This is a genomic window from Arachidicoccus rhizosphaerae (genome assembly GCF_900107765.1).
GTDB lineage: Bacteria > Bacteroidota > Bacteroidia > Chitinophagales > Chitinophagaceae > Arachidicoccus > Arachidicoccus rhizosphaerae.
In genome coordinates this window covers 1-17,372 of sequence record NZ_FNQY01000023.1, presented here as the reverse complement: position 1 = coordinate 17,372, position 17,372 = coordinate 1, and the positions used below count along the sequence as shown (strand labels likewise).

The following is a 17,372-nucleotide window of genomic DNA, read 5'->3' as shown; positions in this document are numbered from 1 at the left end:
ATGCTACATTGTTTTCAATGGTTAGTTTGTTTACTTATGAAAGTATATCAGCATGCTTTGCGAACTCTTTTTTCTGGAGTCGCTATTACCAGTAAACTACAAAGCCTTCGGCAACACCAGATGGTACGACTTTAATAGGTTTGTTCATGAGGCGCCTGGCTACCTGATAAATGGTGCCATGCTATTTAAAGTAATTGACTAATTAGTTAGTTGTTATAAAATGTACGGACTGATTCATTAAGATCTTGTTGCTTTAATACCTTTTTGCCATCTTCCTTTCAGATATTTGCGAACCGGTTCATCGATGAATTTAGCCATGATGTAGGCAAAGCCGATCAAAAGACAAGTGATGACAGGGATCTGCACATAGAGCTGTCCCATGGATGGTTTTTGTGTTTCCAGGTAACTTAGAAAAACCCAGAGAAAGGGGTAGTGCACCATATAGAGTGGGTAGGAGATATCCCCCAGGAATTTACAGGCGGGCTGAACGCTTTTATTGATCCGGACGCCGGCTCCCAAAGCCACTAATAGGGGGAAGTAAAAAATTACGATAATGGGCTCGGTAATCCAGTTGATACGATCCACATAGGGAATCAGAAAGGCAATGGCTAGCAATGCACCCATCCCAAGAAAGCCTAATTTATTTTGAATCAGCCATTTACTTCTATAAACGAGGATTCCGGCTAAAAACGAGTAAAACAGCCTGGCTGCTCCTCCAATCCAGTTCTCTGCTCCCCATCCGATGCTGAGGTTGCCAAACTGATGGGCTGTATACACAAGGATGCAGGCGGCAAGGATGGTTAAAGGTATCAGGATTTTCTTATGTATTTTGAATAAGATGACTGCGTAACAGATATTGGCAATATACTCCCAGAATAGCGACCAGGTAGGTGGATTAAAATAAAATAAATTGTTGTAACGCTCTGGCATGGCTGGATGAGGAATCATAAAGGCGGCACTTAAAAACATAACGGCAGTATCCTTACATCCATATTGGGCATAGAAATGATGAAAGGGATCCAATAGGAAGGTTAAAAGACCTATAAAAGCACCGATAACCACCATGGGCTGTAAGCGGATCAGCCTCATTTTAAAGAATGCTGCTTTCCCCAGTTTTTTAATTCTGTTGTCGTAGGCGTAGGCTACCACAAATCCGGACAGACAAAAAAAGAAATCTACAGCCAGATAGGCATGCCCGATAAAGCTGTCCGCGTAGTCCGGAATAATAAACTCCATGAAATGAAAGATCACTACTGCGACGGCAGCGATGCCGCGTAGGCCATCTAAAGCCATGTAATGTGTTCTGGTCGTCAATAGAACATTTGCCGGGGCTGCGCTTTTAACCGTGCTGTTGTCTACCGCGGCTTCTTTTGCCATGGTGTTTATAGCCATTGTCTGTTGTACTTTTTTAAAATCTGGTAGGTTTGTCCTACAATAATAGCGATTACAATAACAAATAGGGAGGACCTGAGCCCTTAAAGGGGCCAATTGAGACAAATTGCTTAAAAAATGAGATGATGTGACAGGTGGCGCGTCAAAAAAGAGGGGATTTGAACAAAGGTGCTGCCGCTGTTTTTTTTCTACCCCGGACTTTGATTGCTCCTTTTTCGTAACTTCATGGTATTAAAACCTGTCATATGATTGATATCGATGCTTTGCTCAAAAGCGTGGGCCATAATATGCGCAGCCTGCGTGCTTACCATGAAACCAGCTTAGCCGGTTTGGGGGAAAAAATGAACCTGTCTCATGCAACACTTAGCAAAATAGAGGGTGGAAAACATAAGTCCGTTTCCCTTGCAACCCTTGCCACATTCTGCAATGTATATGGACTTTCTTTAGCAGAAATCTTACGTCTGGAAGGACCTGATCCCATTGCCTTTACCCAAAAGGGCATGGATGCCGGGAATCCTTCATTGTTAACGGGGCCGATGGCCGTAATCTGTGCAGATGGTTATCTGCGTGCCCTGGAACTCGCCTATGAGCAGATAAATCTGTTAAAAGAGATTCTCGCTCAAAATGGCATCATCAGCAAGGAGATTATAACCCATAAAAGGCCCCATGAAACGGGCTTCGCTTAGGCCTTTAATAGTCTTTATTTTTTCTTTTTTATAGGCTTTTTGTGAGTTTTATACTTTTCCAGGCTCTTTTGCAGCAGGCTTTGGACTTTTTCCCGCAAACTCAAGGGTTCCAGTACTTCGACATTCCCGTGCTGTGCCAGGATCATCGTCATGAGATCGTCATTGGGGCGTACGCATATTTCAATGGTAAATTCCTCTTCGGTATTTGCCAGTATCATCTGTGTGGAGTGCCAGGGCTGACTTTGAACGAAAGGCGCTTGTTCAGGGCTGAATTTCAATTTAACCTGCTGAACTGCTTCGTTTGTAAACCGGACACCGATGACATCATCAAAGAGGTCCATAGGCTTTTTAATGGAACCTTTAGACCAGGGCGTGTACTCAGAAAGGGATTGAAATAGGTTTTTATTGAATTTCTGGCCCGTGAGGGTCAGCTGCTGGATTCTGTCGAGTCCAAAGAGTAGCGGCATTTTCTTTTCATCCGTATGACCATTTTTGACCGCTGCCAGCAGGTACCACCTGTAATTAAATTCTTTCAAAAATAAGGGAGCCAGTCTGTGCGTTTTTGGCGTTTCTGTCTCATAACGCTGATAAACAATCTCAATCCATTTTCGCTGCTGGATGGCTAAAAATAAATCCGGTAAAAAATGAGCGCCTTTGGCAACTAACCGGTCATCAAAATCAATGTATTGCAAGGTATTGGTTGGAAAGGCTGCGACTGATTGCATAAAATCCGCAGTGACCATGAGTGCCAACAGTTTGGTTTGATCTGTACTGTCCATGGCATTAAAATCATATTTACGGGTCTGGGGATTATAGGCTAACTCCAGTCCCATATCCTTAAGATCCGATATCAGTCTTTGGACGGTCCTTTCTGAACTGGGCAGATCGTAATCAGACAGTTTTTGTTGGATTTCAAAGGAACTGACCGTTTTCCTGTTCTGGATTAACTGGTTAATCAGATAAAAGCTTTGGTTCTTCTTAAAAGACATAATCTACTCATTTTTTGGTTCTGGTTGGACCTCTTCACAGGAGTAATACCTGAAGGTCTGTAAATCTGCAGCTAAGATACACATAAAATATTAATTATCAATGTATCCGAAGGAGGGTGGCAGAGGGCTTACCCGTAACAGAAGCGAATTGGGAGGCAATTGGCGCAAACCTTTGTGTAGAGAATATTTGTTTTATTCGGTTAATATTTGTTAAATTGACTCCGTTTTATGAGAGCCCAGGTTTCTCGAATCAATTATTTTAAAAAACATTTCTATAATGGATACCCTTCTGGTGAAAATAAAGGCTGGCGACAACCTTGCTTTTAATGAAGTGTTTTATGGATACAGCGGCAAACTCTATGGATTTCTGTATCACAAGACCCAATCTGCTTATCTGGCTAATGAAATTACGCAACTGACCTTTATTAAATTATGGCGTTACAGGGAAAATCTGAATACGGATTTAAAGCTTTCCACGCAGATCTTTCAGATCGCCAAAACCCTGATGATTGACGAACTTCGCAGAGAAGGACGCAGTAAAGAACAATTAGAACAATATAAAGTAGTGGATAATATATTTAATACGCATATTAGTAGCGGCTATGACGTATTGGATGAAAAAGATACCCGGCAAATCATTAACCAGGCGGTAAAGCAACTACCGCCGGTCAGGCAAAAAGTCTTTAAGTTAAGCCGGGAAGAAGCCCTCAGTCATAAGGAGATTTCTGAAGCCTTATCTATTTCTGTAAAGACGGTTGATAAACATATACAACTCGCGCTGCGTTATATTAAAGGACTGGTGAAAATAACCTGATAAAAACAGGACACGAATAATTATTACTCTATTATTAATTGATGTAGGATTCTGTGGTAAAAGAACTGATTGAAAAATACTTTAATGGGGCTTGTTCTGAAAAGGAAAAACAAGAGCTGAAGACATTTTTTCAGGAGCATCCTGAACAGATGGACCAGTTTTTTGACCAGTCTGAGTGGGACCACTTTGAAACCGATATATCTTTTAATGAAGCTGGCGCAGACAATTTTTTAGAAAAGCTGGGGACAAAATTACCGAAAGAACCACTGGAACTTCCACCAGCAGAAAATAAGATTAAGTATGGAGGTCGTTCCATTTTAAGGGGGGTGAAGTTAAACAGAGTGGCGGTAGCTGCCGGTGTTTGTCTGCTTATTGGGTTATCAGGATATTTTCTGTTGCCCTATCTGAAAGGACCGGCTGTAGAATTAACGCACCGCCCCACGCCGATCAGTTCCTTATATACCATTCAGGACAATAAATCAAGTATTGTCAAAACCTATTTTCTGCCGGATTTGTCGGAAGTTCAATTATCGCCTGGAAGCCGCATTAAATATTTAAAAGACCTGAACGGCACCCGGCGTGATATATATCTTACAGGAGAAGGTATCTTTAAAGTGCATAAAGATGCTGCCAGGCCCTTTACGGTGTATTGCAGAGAGGTAGCAACAACAGCCCTTGGAACCGTCTTTAAAGTAAAGGAGCAGATGAACAGTAAAAAGATTGCCGTGACGCTCCTGGAGGGGAAGATTCTGGTACGTTCCACGGATAAAAAAGCGGCGGATGGGAAAGATTATTATTTATTGCCCGGCAATCAGATTGCCTATAGCAGGGTAGAGGGGCAGTTTACTGAAATTGATCATCCGACGATTGCTGGCAGCGCAGCTGCTGCAAGCAACAATCATTTAAATACAGATGTTGTAGCGGTCGCGACTGAAAGTATTCACCGCGCTGGCACCTCCACGAAACTTGCCATCACGCAAAGCAACACAGCTATCGTGTTCAATGATGTCCGCCTGGCTAGGGTACTGGACCTATTGGCAGAAAAACGCAGTGTCAAGATTGCCTATCCAACCAACAAAGTGGATAATATAAAGTTTATCGGGACGGTAAATGATCACACCCCTATTGAAAAAGTTTTATCAGATATAGCTGCCATGAATGATCTGAAGCTTTCAGCCGATACCCTCAATCATAAGTATATCCTGCAATAAAGGCAGGCATTGACATAAAAATATAAAATGAAAAAAAATAATTATTAAGTCTACTAAATTAGTAGACTATTTTTTATGTTTGCAAAAATAAATCGATGATGACTTATACAAGTTTTCGGTAAATGCTGAACATGTTCTGTGCGAAGTGCCCAAAATAAATCTGGGCTTTTTTTGTGTACAGTGCTTTGTATTTGCCCTGGGGAATTTTTATGGTTTGCCTTTCAATATGTTATACATGTTTTTGTATATAAATGCGTCAAAAAACAGAGGAATCAATAAGTAATGTCAGACATTTTAAAGACGAAGAAAAGCGTGTTTTTGATGGAAATAGCCAGTTTGCTAACAGAATAAAATATAAAATCATAAATAATTATATTATCATAATGTGTATATAATTGATAACTTGGTAAATTATTGGCATGTTTAGATATATTTTTGTTTTTCAGCATTTGTGTTAAAAAAATATCAACAATGATTACGGGATGGGGGTTTTCTAAGCGTATTACTAATAAATATTAATCACTATAACTATGTCGAAAAGTTTAAAACAACAGTTATGCAGCCTTTGTCTACTGCTACTCACCCTGTGGGCCGGTTCGGTCTACGGACAGGGAGGTCGAACAGGAGCCACAGGGATTGTCAATAATGGTGCTGGTGTCCCACTAAGTGGCGTTACCGTCGAAGCTGAACAAAATAACCAGGCTGTGGCCCATGTGATTACCGATAGTCTCGGTAAATTCAAAATTGAGGGCTTAAAACCCGGCAGGTATAATTTTAATTTCAGCAGTATCGGTTATCAGGCCCAGACATTAAGCGGTAGTATACTGGAAACTGGTAAAATGACCTCCATGTTAATTACCATGGTGAGTCTGGCCAATAACCTCAATGACGTAGTTGTGGTGGGATATGGTCAGCAGAAAAAAGAAAACCTGACCGGCTCCGTCTCCCAGATTAAAATGGAAGATGTATTGGGGGACCGTCCGGTAATCAATACAACCAGTGCCCTTCAGGGGGCCATTCCGGGCTTGCAGATTACCAGGTCTTCTACTCCGGGTCAGAACAGCAACTCTTTAAATATCCGCGGTCCTTTATCCATTAACGGAGGTAATCCGCTGGTCTTAATAGACAATGTGCCGGGTGATTTAGGCTCTTTGAATCCGCAGGATATAGAAACCGTAACCGTACTGAAGGACGCGGCCTCTTCTGCCATCTATGGTGCCCGTGCGGCCGGCGGCGTCATTCTGATTACTACAAAACATCCCGGCGCCAATGCTCCTTTTCAGGTAAACTACAACAATAACTTTGGCTCAGAAAAAGCGATAGGAACACCGGAGCAGGCCTCCTTGGAGGATTACCTGACCGCTTATCTGGATGCGGGGCTCAGTGATAAATACTGGGCTAACTCTCAGAGTGTTTCTAAATGGCTGGATTATTATAAAGCCTATAAGAAGGATCCCGCCAGTTTTAATCTGATCGGAGATGGCATTTACATTGATCCGGATAATGATATTTATTATCTGCATGATAAAAATCTCTGGAACAGCTTTTTAACCAACGGTTTTCTGCAATCCCATAATATCTCGGTATCAGGTGGTACGGACAGGGTGAGGTATAGAATGTCCGGCGGATATAATTCTGAAAATGGACCTTTAATCACCAAAAAGGATTTCTATAAACGTCTGTCGGCCACTTCCTATGTCTCAGCGGACGTGACTAAGTGGTTTACCCAGGAGTTGAGTATTAAATATGCGCAGTCTACCAAACAATTACCAACAGATGAATCAGGCGGCCTTTACAGTTTAAGACTGGTTTCCTATTATCCGGAAGGAGATATGCCGGCCTCTTTAATGTTAAACAGTGACGTGGATGTTCCGATTTTTACCCCTAAGAATAAAATTTTATATTCCAATCCAAGTACCTTAATCACCAATACACCCAGCCTGTCCTTCAAGTCCATCTTAAAACCCATGAAGAATCTGGAAGGTGTCTTTGAATATACTTATAATAAAACAGATAACGAGTCTTCCTATTATTCTGGTCAGTGGACCTACAGCACCATTCAAATGGCTGCAACCACCGTTCCTGCAACAGATTATTATTATAAGTCCCGTTATTATACGGATTATAACTCATTTAATGCCTATCTGACCTACAGAAAAGACTTTGGGGAGCATCATCTCAAGGTAATGGGCGGTGCTGCGCAGGAGTCTAGTTATTACGAGTTTATCAGTAACAATGCAGAGGGTCAGGCCTTACTCTCCATCCCTTCCTTCTCCGGAGCTACGGGAACCGTTACCGATTATGATGAGTACAGCGAATATTCTTTAAGAAGTTTGTTTTACCGGGTCAATTACAGTTATAAAGACAGGTATTTACTGGAATTCAACGGTCGTTATGACGGATCCAGTAAGTTCCCTGAAAACCACCGGTACGGCTTTTTTCCATCCGTATCCGCAGGTTGGCAGATTGCTAAAGAAGGATTTATGGAAAATCTGCGGGGCACCATCAACGAGTTAAAATTACGTGCTTCCTATGGTTCGATCGGCAACCAAAATATTGACCCATACGCCTATTCTCCTACAATGGAAGTCGCTAAGTCTAATGTGTGGGCCGCCAACCAGGACCGGGTAACGGTCATCGGTACACCAGCCCTGGTGAGTGATAATTTTACCTGGGAGACGGTGACCTCTGCTGATGTAGGTCTGGATTTCGGGCTCTTTAAAAACAAATTATCCGGAGTGGTGGACTGGTACCAGCGAGATACTAAAAATATGCTTTCAGCCGGCTCTCCCTTGCCTGCAGTGGTAGGCGCCTCTGCTCCATTGCAGAATACAGCTGACATGCGTACCCGCGGCTTTGAGCTTTCTTTAAACTGGCATGACAAGATCGGTCAGCTGAGCTACCGGCTTGGACTCAATCTTTACAACAGTAGTTCCTGGATTACCAAGTACAACACGAATACTTCCGGATTACTCAGTGATTACTATGTCGGTGAAAAATGGGGTGAGATCTGGGGATATGTGGCGGATGGTTATTACAGCGTAAATGATTTCTCTGATATTAATAACTGGACGCTCAAAGATGGGGTTACTTCCATTAAAGGATATAATGTAAAACCAGGAGATGTTAAGTTTAAAAACCTGATGGATGATGCCAACAGTACCAATCAGATTGATGCAGGGTTAAGTACACTTGAAAATCCGGGAGACAGAAAAGTGATCGGTAATTCCATGCCTAAATACCAATACGGGGCTAACTTCGGACTGAATTATAAAGGATTTGATGTAAATGTAATCCTTCAGGGAATCGGCAAAAGAGATTATTGGATTTCCGGGCAGGCGCTCTTTCCTTTTGCCGGATCAGGTGCAACGGATGCTGTATTCCAGCCTTTATATTATAACGAAACAGATTACTGGAAACCAAAAAGCACGGATCCCTCCAGTGCAGATTATATGGTGGCCGAGAATCCCAATGCTAAATACTACAGAATCTACGGTCAGATGGAAAATGTCGGATCCAATACCAGGGTATCGGATAAATACCTGCAGAATGCTTCTTACTTACGCGTAAAGAATATTACCCTTTCTTATTCCGTTCCGCAGGAGCTGCTCAAAAAGGCACAGATTACTTCACTTAGATTCTTTGTGGATGTAGAAAATCTGGCCACATTTACTTCTTTGCCTAAGGGATTTGATCCTGAGTCTCTGACCTGGTCTTATCCATTTTACAAGACAATTTCTTTTGGTCTGAATATAACCCTTTAGCGGAGCCGTTATCCGGTCATAGTTATTAAAGAAAAATACAATGAAACAGATGAAAAATATATGTTTAGTTTTAGCCCTGGTGCTGGTCATAATGGGGTCCTGCTCTAAAGATTATTTAGAGAAATATCCGATCACCTCACCTACGGAAAGCACGGCTTTCCAGACTTATGATAATTTTAAATCCTATTTGTATCCATGTTACGGCATGTTTACCGATGCAACGATCCTCACTTCTGTAACCAATGGCTTCCCTCAAAATGCACAGTACCGGGGAGATTATTATGCCAACTACCTCACCTTTAAAGGCACCAGTCAGCAAAACCCGTATGCCTGGCAGACAATAGAAGATGCGGTTTCCGGGAATGGCTGGAATTTTAGTTATATCAGGAGAATCAATATTATGCTGGACCATATCGGTGATGGCAGTCTTTCGGTTGAAGAGCGCAATCACTGGAAAGCAGTTGGTTATTTCTTTTATTGTTACTGGTATATGGAACTTGTCAACCATTTTGGCAATGTGCCTTGGGTGAATACGACCCTTGGAACTTCCTCTGAGCAGGCTTATGGCCCAAGAGTCGACAGACTTGTGGTAACCGATTCCATTTTGGCCCGTCTGAAATGGGCAGAGGAAAATATTGGTGATTTTTCCGCTCAGGATGGTGCCAATACCATCAATAAAAACTGTATTCTGGCGGTGATATCCAGATTTACATTAAGAGAAGCCACCTGGAGAAAATATCATAATTTAGGAGATTATAACAACTATTTGCAGGAATGTGCCAGCGCCTCCAAGCAATTAATGGCCCTGTATCCTACGCTCTATACAGGCACTGACGGTTCTCCTGCCTCCGGATATGGGGAGATGTGGACAACTGAAAGCCTGGATGGAATTCCCGGAGTGATTTTATATAAGGAGTATTTTGCCAATACCAATTATTATTGCAATTCCTCCTATATAGAGCATACCTCCTCGCATAATGTAGAGATGCCTCAGCATACCGTGGACATGTATCTGACTAAAAACGGGTTACCTATACATAATGCTGCCAATACGCAGTATGCAGGCGATAAAACACCTTATGCTACTTTTAGAAACAGAGATCCCAGGCTTTATCAGACCGTAATGCCCCCTTTTCGGGTCAGCAGTACGCCGGGGGATGCCCCCGGCTGGTCCTATACCTCAGATCCTGGGGACAGAGAATATATTGATATCATGGGCCCCAACCTCAGCTGCTCCAATCCTGGTATCGGCATGAAACGCCTGCCTTCTCAAAACTGGTCAGCTACCGTGCTGGGTGCTGTACCTAACTTTGCAGATGGAACTTCCAGTGCCACGAAAGCCTTTGTATCCTGCCGGTCCGGTTATTATGTCTGGAAATATTATGATCAATGGGAGACCAGTTTTAATAATTCAGCCTTAAATACCTCCGATAAACCCATCTTTAAAATAGATGAAGTATTACTGAATTATGCGGAGTGTATGTGGGAAATGGGTCAGTTTACACAGGCCATTGCCGATGAGACTATTAATAAACTGCGTGACAGGGCGTCTGTAGCCCATATGACGCTGGCCTCCATTGGAGCAGATTTTGATCCGGCCAGAGATCAGTCCATCGATCCGATTCTTTGGGAAATCAGAAGAGAGCGTATGATTGAACTGATGGGAGAAGGATTTGGTTTTGATGATATCAGAAGATGGGATAAAGCAGCCTGGTATGTCAACCGGCAGGATTATGGTATGTGGATCAATAAATCCGAGATTACAGGAAGCCTGCTGAACACGAGTACTTCCCAGGCCGATAACACGGGTATGACACAGGGCTACCGCTTCCTGTTTAACGATCCTGTTAAATCTGGCAAAGGCTGGTTGGATAAATATTACCTTTACCAGGTACCTACCAATGAAATCGCTTTAAATCCGGCACTGGACCAAAATCCAGGCTGGGATTAATGAATGATTTTTGGGAAGGCCATTTAAACGGCCTTTCTTTTATGGGATAAAATAAAGACTGCTTACTTAAAGGTAACAGCAATAAATGTACTGGGGGCTGCCGAAACTGATAACTGAAGTAGGCCGCCCCCTGTTTTTTTGATTGAAACAGGGACCTGTAAATGGAGTATTCAGCCATTATATGTCTCCTGAAAATTTAAATTAATTTATATGAACCGAACTTTTGGCCGCAAACAACTTGTTTCCACTCTGGGCTTAATAAGTCTTGCGGCGGTTATGCCGGCACCGAAAAGCCTATATGCACAAACCATTAAATCCAAACAGCCCAATATTATTTTCATCCTGACAGACGACCAGGGATATGGAGATGTAGGGGTGTTCTTTCAGCACCAAAGAGAAAAAGAAGGCAAGCCTTTTGAGCGGTCGCCTTATTTGGACCAGCTGGCAAAAAGCGGTGCCATGCTTACGGATCAATATTCGGCAGCGCCGGTTTGTGCGCCCTCCAGAGCCTCCCTGATGCTGGGTGTCAGCCAGGGGCATGCCAATGTTAGAGACAATGAATTTGACCGGGCTATCGATAGTAATTACACAATGGCATCCACGCTCAAATCACTGGGTTACCAGACCGTTGCCATCGGTAAATGGGGTCTGCAGGGTGCTACCCCCTGGGATGTTAACGGCAATGACTGGAACGCAAGACCAACGAATCGTGGGTTTGATCAGTTTTTTGGCTATATGCGGCACATGGATGGCCATGAACACTATCCCAAGGAGGCGCTTTATTTTCCGGAGCATACCCCAATAGAAGTCTGGGATGAAGGGAAAAACATCACTGCTGAATTAGATAAATGTTATACCCCGGATCTGTGGACAGCTTATGCCAAAAAATGGATTACACAATATGAAAAAAGTGTCCAAAAAGACAAACCGTTTTTTATGTATCTGGCTTTTGAGACACCTCATGCTGTCCTGGAGCTGCCTACAGAGGCCTATCCTCAAGGTCAGGGGCTTAAAGGCGGGCTTCAATGGCTGGGGCGCCCGGGGCATATGATCAACACAGCCACCGGCACTCCAGACAGTTATATGCATCCAGACTACGCAAACGCCACCTATGATGATGACAATGACCCTTCCACACCCCAGGTGTCCTGGCCGGATACTTATAAGCGTTATGCCATGTCCAATAGAAGGATTGATTACTGCGTCGGAGACCTGATGGCGCTTTTGAAGGACTTAAAAATCGATGACAATACCATCGTGGTCTTTACTTCCGATAATGGCCCTTCCATAGAAGATTATCTGCCTAAGGGGTACGCTCATGTAAAACCCACTTTCTTTGCCAGTTATGGCCCTTTTGACGGGATCAAAAGAGATAACTGGGAAGGAGGGGTCAGAATGCCGGTCATCGCCGCCTGGCCCGGTCATATACCTGCCGGACAGGTTATTTCCAGTCCGAGCGTCTCCTATGACTGGGCGCCTACTTTTATTCAGGCTGCCGGGTCGGTACCTCCAGAAAGGATGGACGGTCGCTCCTTGCTGGCGGAGTTGACCGGGCATCCAAAAAAGCAGCTGGTTAGTCTGATTTATAATGAATATTACTTCCATGGTAATACGCCAGGGTTTAAAGAGTTTGCACCGGGGCATAGAAACCGTTTACGTGACCAGATGCAGTTGATGCGGCTGGATAGTTTTGTCGCAGTCCGCTACAATATTCAATCAGCCGGCGATGATTTTGAAATATATAATGTGGTAACTGATCCCGGAGAGCGTGTAAATCTGGCCAGTCAACCCGAAAAAACGGTAAAGATCAATATGAATGCTCCTTTGACAGAACCGGTCAGGACGATAGCTGAACTGCAGGATTATTTTAAAGCACGGGTCTTGCAGGTAAGAAGGCCTGAAAAGTGGGCCAAGAGACCTTATGACAGTGCGCTGGTGCCTGCGGTTGCTCAATTAAAGGAGGTGAAAAAGGGGGAACTCCTAAGCGGGCTTAGCTGGAAGTTTTTTAAGGGTGCTTATTCATGGATCCCGCAAACCAGCACCCTGCAGCCTGCTGAAAAGGGGGTATGTTCCCCTGCAGATCTCACAACTAGAGAGCTGCCGGGTACGGATCAAAAAAAGTTAAGGCAGGCCGGTATTCTAGCCTTAGATGGATATATAAGTGTGCCCAGGGATGGGCGTTATACGTTTTATCTGAAAACCGCATCCCCCTGCTTTATGCGCCTGCATGACATGCAGCTAATTGACGATGATTTTGGGTATCAGGGAGTATCAGATAAAGTAGCCTCCGTGTTTTTAAAAGCGGGGTTGCATCCTTTGCATCTTTTTATAAAACAGGACGCCTCACAGGCTGATCAAAGCGCTGGTGCAAATAAGTCAACCGCTGCGCTGCAGTTGTCCTGGAGTGGCCCTGAGTTTTCGAGGCGACCCCTCAAAAAGACAGATCTTTTTTATTTGAAGTAAGACAAACCTATACTTATCAGATGTTTATAAATAAGCCAACCATCTTTTGTGGCGGACGTCAGGTTATGGCATAGTTGACGGTATATATTTGGGGGCACCCGGACTTAGAATAGGCGGATATAACCATGTCTATGTTCGGGTCCTTCAAAATATGACGCATTTAAAATGCCTAAACTTCATAAGTCTCGTAATGATTGCGGGCAGAGAGGCAGAGAGAGGCGCTTAACTAGTGCGGGGTGTAATTGGCAAATAATTTCCAATTACACCCCGCACTAGTTAACATAAAAAGCTATTTACTGCCTACCTTGAGCCGGAAAGTTTTAAGGTGAATATCTTACCCGTTAACTGATCGGCCTTTAAGCCGTTTAAGTTAATCATGCAGTCCTTGCCCTTCTGGCTGACCGGAACCTGAATATCTGTTCCTAATAACAGGGCTGTACCGCTCTTAGGCGCTTTAACGCCCTTTAATAAGAGCTGAGGCTGGTACGCCGGCAGCGTGCAATATAAGTCCTTGCCTTTGGTCGTGAAAAATGCTTCGATATGGGCCGTATCTTTTTTAGGTCTGGTTAATTCTGTCGTGCTGTAGCCATTCATATAATTGCCTTCTTTTTGACCGGGCACGATACCTTCACTCCACTGATAAGGGTGATCAAAGGCTTCCGTGCCATAAATCGCCTCACCGTTTATTTTTAACCAGGCACCCATTTGCTGAAGTCTTTGCTGCATGATGACAGGGATTCTGCCATCGGCTGTCGGGCCGATATCCAGTAAGAGGTTGCCACCACGGGAAACAATATCCACGAGCATGAGTATCAGGTCTTTTGCTGATTTATAATCTGCTAATTGCTCATTGCGGTTATAACCAAAGGAGTGGCCGATGCCCTCACATTGTTCCCAGATAATGCTTTTATCCATACCACTTCCATATTCGGAAGTGGTATACATGGCCCCGTGATTCATACTCCTGGTATTACTGCCCCAGCGGTCGTCCACCACTACTTCATCCTTTACAGGAGAGCTGTTAACTAGCCAGGATAAGAATTGAAGACTGTGCCAGGCAGTATCCGGTAAAGACCATTCACCATCCGCGAAGATGATGGACGGTTTATATTTATTAACCAGATCCTTTAACTGGGGAATCATATGCTGGGTCACATATTTTTGTTTGTTGGTTAACCACAAAGGGTTAAACCATTCATATAAGGAGTAGTAGTAACCCATTTTTAATCCTTCGGCCCTTACTGCCTTTGAGAGATCTCCAAGTAAATCCCTTTTAGGCGTACCCGTTACGGCATTCCAGGGATGCCCCCAGGTTTTGTCGGCTTCAGGGCTGTTCCAAAGGGTATAGCCCTCATGGTGTTTGGAGGTCAGCACCACGTATTTAGCGCCCGACTCTTTAAAGACCTCCGCCCATTGTTTAGGGTCATACAGCTCCGCTTTAAACATAGGCTCAAAATCCTCATATTTAAAATCCTTGCCATATACCCTGTTATGGAAATCGGTGAAAAGTTGCCTGGAGGCTTCATTTTGCTCCTCTCCGTCGGTATGATCCCTTCTGATCCGACGCCAGTACCATTCCGCGTAATTATAACCACTGTTCGGCAGGACAGGTGCATAGGCGGGCACAGAATACAGTCCCCAATGAATAAATATGCCAAATTTGTCCTGGTGAAACCACTCAGGCATTTTACGCGTATTAAGCGACTGCCAGTTCGGCTGGTACTTTTGTCCAAACCCAGTTGTCATCATCAGGCCACATATGGCCAAAACAAGGAGTTTTCTCATTAATGTCAAATAAGTTTAATCCGGTATCCGGCGATTATTGTTTAAATCACTGAAAAATAATGGATTGTAAATAAATGTTATGAATAACAAAATTAGGGATAGTTCAGCAAAGTTCCGCTTGTTTGACAATCCGTTAATAAATAGTAGCTACAAGATGGCAATTATTGATTAATAATTGAAAATATTTTACCAATGAACAAATTCTTTATTAGGTAATTTTGGCAAAATTGTATCAAATTATGAAGGCAGTGCTATTTCCCTCACCCGGGCAAGTAGAAATAGTGGAAAACGATATCCCTGAGGTTACATCCGGTGAGGTGCTTGTAAAAATTAATTATATAGGCATCTGCGGTACGGATCTCAGTACTTTTAGAGGTGCCAATCCACTTGTTCAATATCCGGTCATTCCGGGACATGAGATATCAGCAGAAGTGGTTGCAAAAGGGGATCAGGTCCCTGAATATATTAAAAAGGGCATGTTGGTAACCGCCAACCCTTATACGAACTGTGGCCAGTGTCCATCCTGTAAAAGAAGAAGATATAATGCCTGTCAATATAATGAGACCATGGGCGTGCAGCGTAATGGTGCCATGCAGCAGTATCTGGCATTACCCTGGCAGAAGCTCTTGATGAATGAACAGCTGAGCCGGGAGCAACTGGCCTTAGTAGAACCTTTGAGCGTTGGTTTTCATGCGGTTCAGAGAGGTGGTGTGACGGATATTGATACTGTTTTGGTTATTGGATGCGGCATGATAGGCGCAGGAGCGATTATCAGGGCCAGCCTTAGAGGTGCCCGGGTCATAGCAGTGGATTTAGATGACCATAAATTAACAATAGCCCGGAAATTAGGGGCTCAATACACGGTCAATGCCGGAAAAGACGAACTCCATGATGCACTGCAAAAAATTACGGCTGCTCAGGGACCGGATGTTGTTATTGAAGCCGTTGGCAGTCCGGCCACTTATGTGACAGCCATTGAAGAAGTGGCGTTTACCGGCAGAGTCGTTTATATCGGGTATTCTAAAAACGAAGTCGCCTTTACAACCAAGCTGTTTGTTCAGAAAGAACTGGATATCAGAGGCTCCCGAAATGCGCTGCCCGAAGACTTCAGGGCCGTCATGAACTATATGGAGACCGGAAAGCTACCTTTAGAAGATTTAATTACCCAGAAATTAAAACCCGAAGAAGTTAGAGGCGCCATGCAGCAGTGGTCTGATAAGCCTGAAGCCGTATTTAAGCTATTTGTAGACTTTTCTGCGGATTAATGATAACCATACGAGTAAATAAGCCTATTGAATACAAGGAGCCGGCCTATCTGGCTAGCTCCTGATCTATGGCCTGTCCGATTTGCTGGACTTCTGCTTCCTTGAGCTCCCCCCATAATTGTTTCCATGTACCCATATCCTTGCGAACCTGGGTAATTCTCTCCCCGTTTAATTGACAGACATAGGTGTCAACATCATCTGTGGAGGGTTCCGTATGTACCTGGACTGTATAGGTGTTACCTGCCTGATTAAATGGTACTTTAAAATGATCGTTTTGCATGATTCTAGGCTTTTGGTGATTAAATGTAAACTCCCCTACCGCTCAGTAAAGAGGACGGCTTACCTAACTGCTCCAAATACCTGTCCAAACTAAATAGGAGATAAGCCGGGCCCGGTACCTGGTGTACTATAATGAAGAAACTGAATGTTAAAAGGTGGCAGATTTGCCACAATGGAAAAGAAAAAAAGCCGTTCCAGCTCCTACCCCGGAACGGCAACGTTTAAGTATGGTTACCCATAAGACTGTCGAGCAACGAGACTCGCTATGACTATATGATTGGTATATTTAACCCAAACAGGGCAAAGCTATGTATTTTCAATGGAATCCCTTATCCGGGGGAAATTATTTATAGCGTATCGTATTTAAATGATGGTGCCAGTCCTATAAATAACAGTCCGCTGCCCTAAGCACTTGTGTTTATAGAATTTTAATGCCTGCTATGCTAATTGGACTCCAAATGCAGCCGGGGTAGGGGTTTGAGTGTAATACTGCCTCTTTTTACCGGACAGCAGGTCCGGTAAAGGGAATAAAAGCAGGCAGTCCATTATAAAATTATTTTTCTTCTGTAATGCTGATAAACATTGATGTTTTAAAAATAGTTTTTTAAAACTTTTAAAATAAGTTTGGTAGAGTAAAAAAAGCGCTTACCTTTGCAATCCCGAAACGGAAAAGACAACACTGAATCGGTCAGCTCTTATCATAAATTTCTTCTGCAAGCAAGTGGTTTACAATAAGTTGCGAACACAGGGCTGAAAAGAAAAAATAAAAAAAA

11 protein-coding genes are annotated in these 17,372 nt (G+C 43.4%); 7 read left to right on the top strand and 4 right to left on the bottom strand.

Going from position 1 to position 17,372, the window contains the following annotated elements:
- Window positions 1-237 precede the first annotated feature (237 nt).
- Window positions 238-1,392 (bottom strand): acyltransferase family protein, encoded by a 1,155-nt coding sequence (locus BLU80_RS15540; protein WP_244518966.1) that lies wholly within the window; start codon window positions 1,390-1,392, stop codon window positions 238-240.
- 245 nt (window positions 1,393-1,637) lie between these two features.
- Here BLU80_RS15540 and BLU80_RS15535 point away from each other — a divergent pair, with 245 nt between their 5' ends.
- Window positions 1,638-2,078, top strand: coding sequence for a helix-turn-helix domain-containing protein (locus BLU80_RS15535; RefSeq protein ID WP_091400293.1), 441 nt, complete (start codon window positions 1,638-1,640; stop codon window positions 2,076-2,078).
- A gap of 14 nt (window positions 2,079-2,092) precedes the next feature.
- Here the strand turns inward: BLU80_RS15535 and BLU80_RS15530 are convergent, their stop codons facing one another.
- Window positions 2,093-3,067 carry a helix-turn-helix transcriptional regulator gene (locus tag BLU80_RS15530; RefSeq protein WP_091400290.1) on the bottom strand — a complete coding sequence of 325 codons (975 nt, stop codon included), beginning with the start codon at window positions 3,065-3,067 and terminating at the stop codon, window positions 2,093-2,095.
- A 277-nt stretch (window positions 3,068-3,344) separates the two neighbouring features.
- Here BLU80_RS15530 and BLU80_RS15525 point away from each other — a divergent pair, with 277 nt between their 5' ends.
- From BLU80_RS15525 to BLU80_RS15500, 5 genes are all read left to right on the top strand, one after another.
- Window positions 3,345-3,881, top strand: coding sequence for an RNA polymerase sigma factor (locus BLU80_RS15525; protein WP_091400287.1), 537 nt, complete (start codon window positions 3,345-3,347; stop codon window positions 3,879-3,881).
- A 53-nt stretch (window positions 3,882-3,934) separates the two neighbouring features.
- Window positions 3,935-5,092 (top strand): FecR family protein, encoded by a 1,158-nt coding sequence (locus BLU80_RS15520; protein ID WP_091400285.1) that lies wholly within the window; start codon window positions 3,935-3,937, stop codon window positions 5,090-5,092.
- Window positions 5,093-5,622: 530 nt separating this feature from the next.
- Window positions 5,623-8,856: a SusC/RagA family TonB-linked outer membrane protein gene (locus BLU80_RS15515; protein WP_091400283.1), complete on the top strand. Its 3,234-nt coding sequence runs from the start codon at window positions 5,623-5,625 to the stop codon at window positions 8,854-8,856.
- Window positions 8,857-8,905: 49 nt separating this feature from the next.
- On the top strand, window positions 8,906-10,807 hold the full coding sequence (locus BLU80_RS15510; RefSeq protein ID WP_091400390.1) for a RagB/SusD family nutrient uptake outer membrane protein: 1,902 nt from the start codon (window positions 8,906-8,908) through the stop codon (window positions 10,805-10,807).
- Between the two features lie 210 nt (window positions 10,808-11,017).
- Complete coding sequence (locus tag BLU80_RS15500; RefSeq protein WP_091400278.1) at window positions 11,018-13,270, top strand: sulfatase-like hydrolase/transferase; 2,253 nt, start codon at window positions 11,018-11,020, stop codon at window positions 13,268-13,270.
- Window positions 13,271-13,570: 300 nt separating this feature from the next.
- Here the strand turns inward: BLU80_RS15500 and BLU80_RS15495 are convergent, their stop codons facing one another.
- A complete protein-coding gene (locus tag BLU80_RS15495) occupies window positions 13,571-15,055 on the bottom strand; it encodes an alpha-L-fucosidase (RefSeq protein ID WP_091400276.1) in 1,485 nt (494 codons plus the stop codon).
- A 239-nt stretch (window positions 15,056-15,294) separates the two neighbouring features.
- Here BLU80_RS15495 and BLU80_RS15490 point away from each other — a divergent pair, with 239 nt between their 5' ends.
- Window positions 15,295-16,320, top strand: a complete 1,026-nt coding sequence (locus tag BLU80_RS15490; protein ID WP_091400273.1) for a zinc-binding alcohol dehydrogenase family protein — start codon at window positions 15,295-15,297, stop codon at window positions 16,318-16,320.
- Window positions 16,321-16,366: 46 nt separating this feature from the next.
- Here BLU80_RS15490 and BLU80_RS15485 read toward each other — a convergent pair whose 3' ends face one another.
- Entirely contained in the window at window positions 16,367-16,600 is a 234-nt protein-coding gene (locus tag BLU80_RS15485) for a hypothetical protein (protein WP_091400271.1), read from the bottom strand.
- Window positions 16,601-17,372 lie beyond the last annotated feature (772 nt).

What these genes read in the sequence shown, in the direction of transcription:
- BLU80_RS15500 (WP_091400278.1), top strand. Translation starts at nt 11,018, where the DNA reads ATGAACCGAACTTTTGGCCGCAAACAACTTGTTTCCACTCTGGGCTTA.
- BLU80_RS15510 (WP_091400390.1), top strand. Translation starts at nt 8,906, where the DNA reads ATGAAAAATATATGTTTAGTTTTAGCCCTGGTGCTGGTCATAATGGGG.
- BLU80_RS15495 (WP_091400276.1), bottom strand. Translation starts at nt 15,055, where the DNA reads ATGAGAAAACTCCTTGTTTTGGCCATATGTGGCCTGATGATGACAACT.
- BLU80_RS15485 (WP_091400271.1), bottom strand. Translation starts at nt 16,600, where the DNA reads ATGCAAAACGATCATTTTAAAGTACCATTTAATCAGGCAGGTAACACC.
- BLU80_RS15525 (WP_091400287.1), top strand. Translation starts at nt 3,345, where the DNA reads ATGGATACCCTTCTGGTGAAAATAAAGGCTGGCGACAACCTTGCTTTT.
- BLU80_RS15535 (WP_091400293.1), top strand. Translation starts at nt 1,638, where the DNA reads ATGATTGATATCGATGCTTTGCTCAAAAGCGTGGGCCATAATATGCGC.
- BLU80_RS15490 (WP_091400273.1), top strand. Translation starts at nt 15,295, where the DNA reads ATGAAGGCAGTGCTATTTCCCTCACCCGGGCAAGTAGAAATAGTGGAA.
- BLU80_RS15515 (WP_091400283.1), top strand. Translation starts at nt 5,623, where the DNA reads ATGTCGAAAAGTTTAAAACAACAGTTATGCAGCCTTTGTCTACTGCTA.
- BLU80_RS15530 (WP_091400290.1), bottom strand. Translation starts at nt 3,067, where the DNA reads ATGTCTTTTAAGAAGAACCAAAGCTTTTATCTGATTAACCAGTTAATC.
- BLU80_RS15540 (WP_244518966.1), bottom strand. Translation starts at nt 1,392, where the DNA reads ATGGCTATAAACACCATGGCAAAAGAAGCCGCGGTAGACAACAGCACG.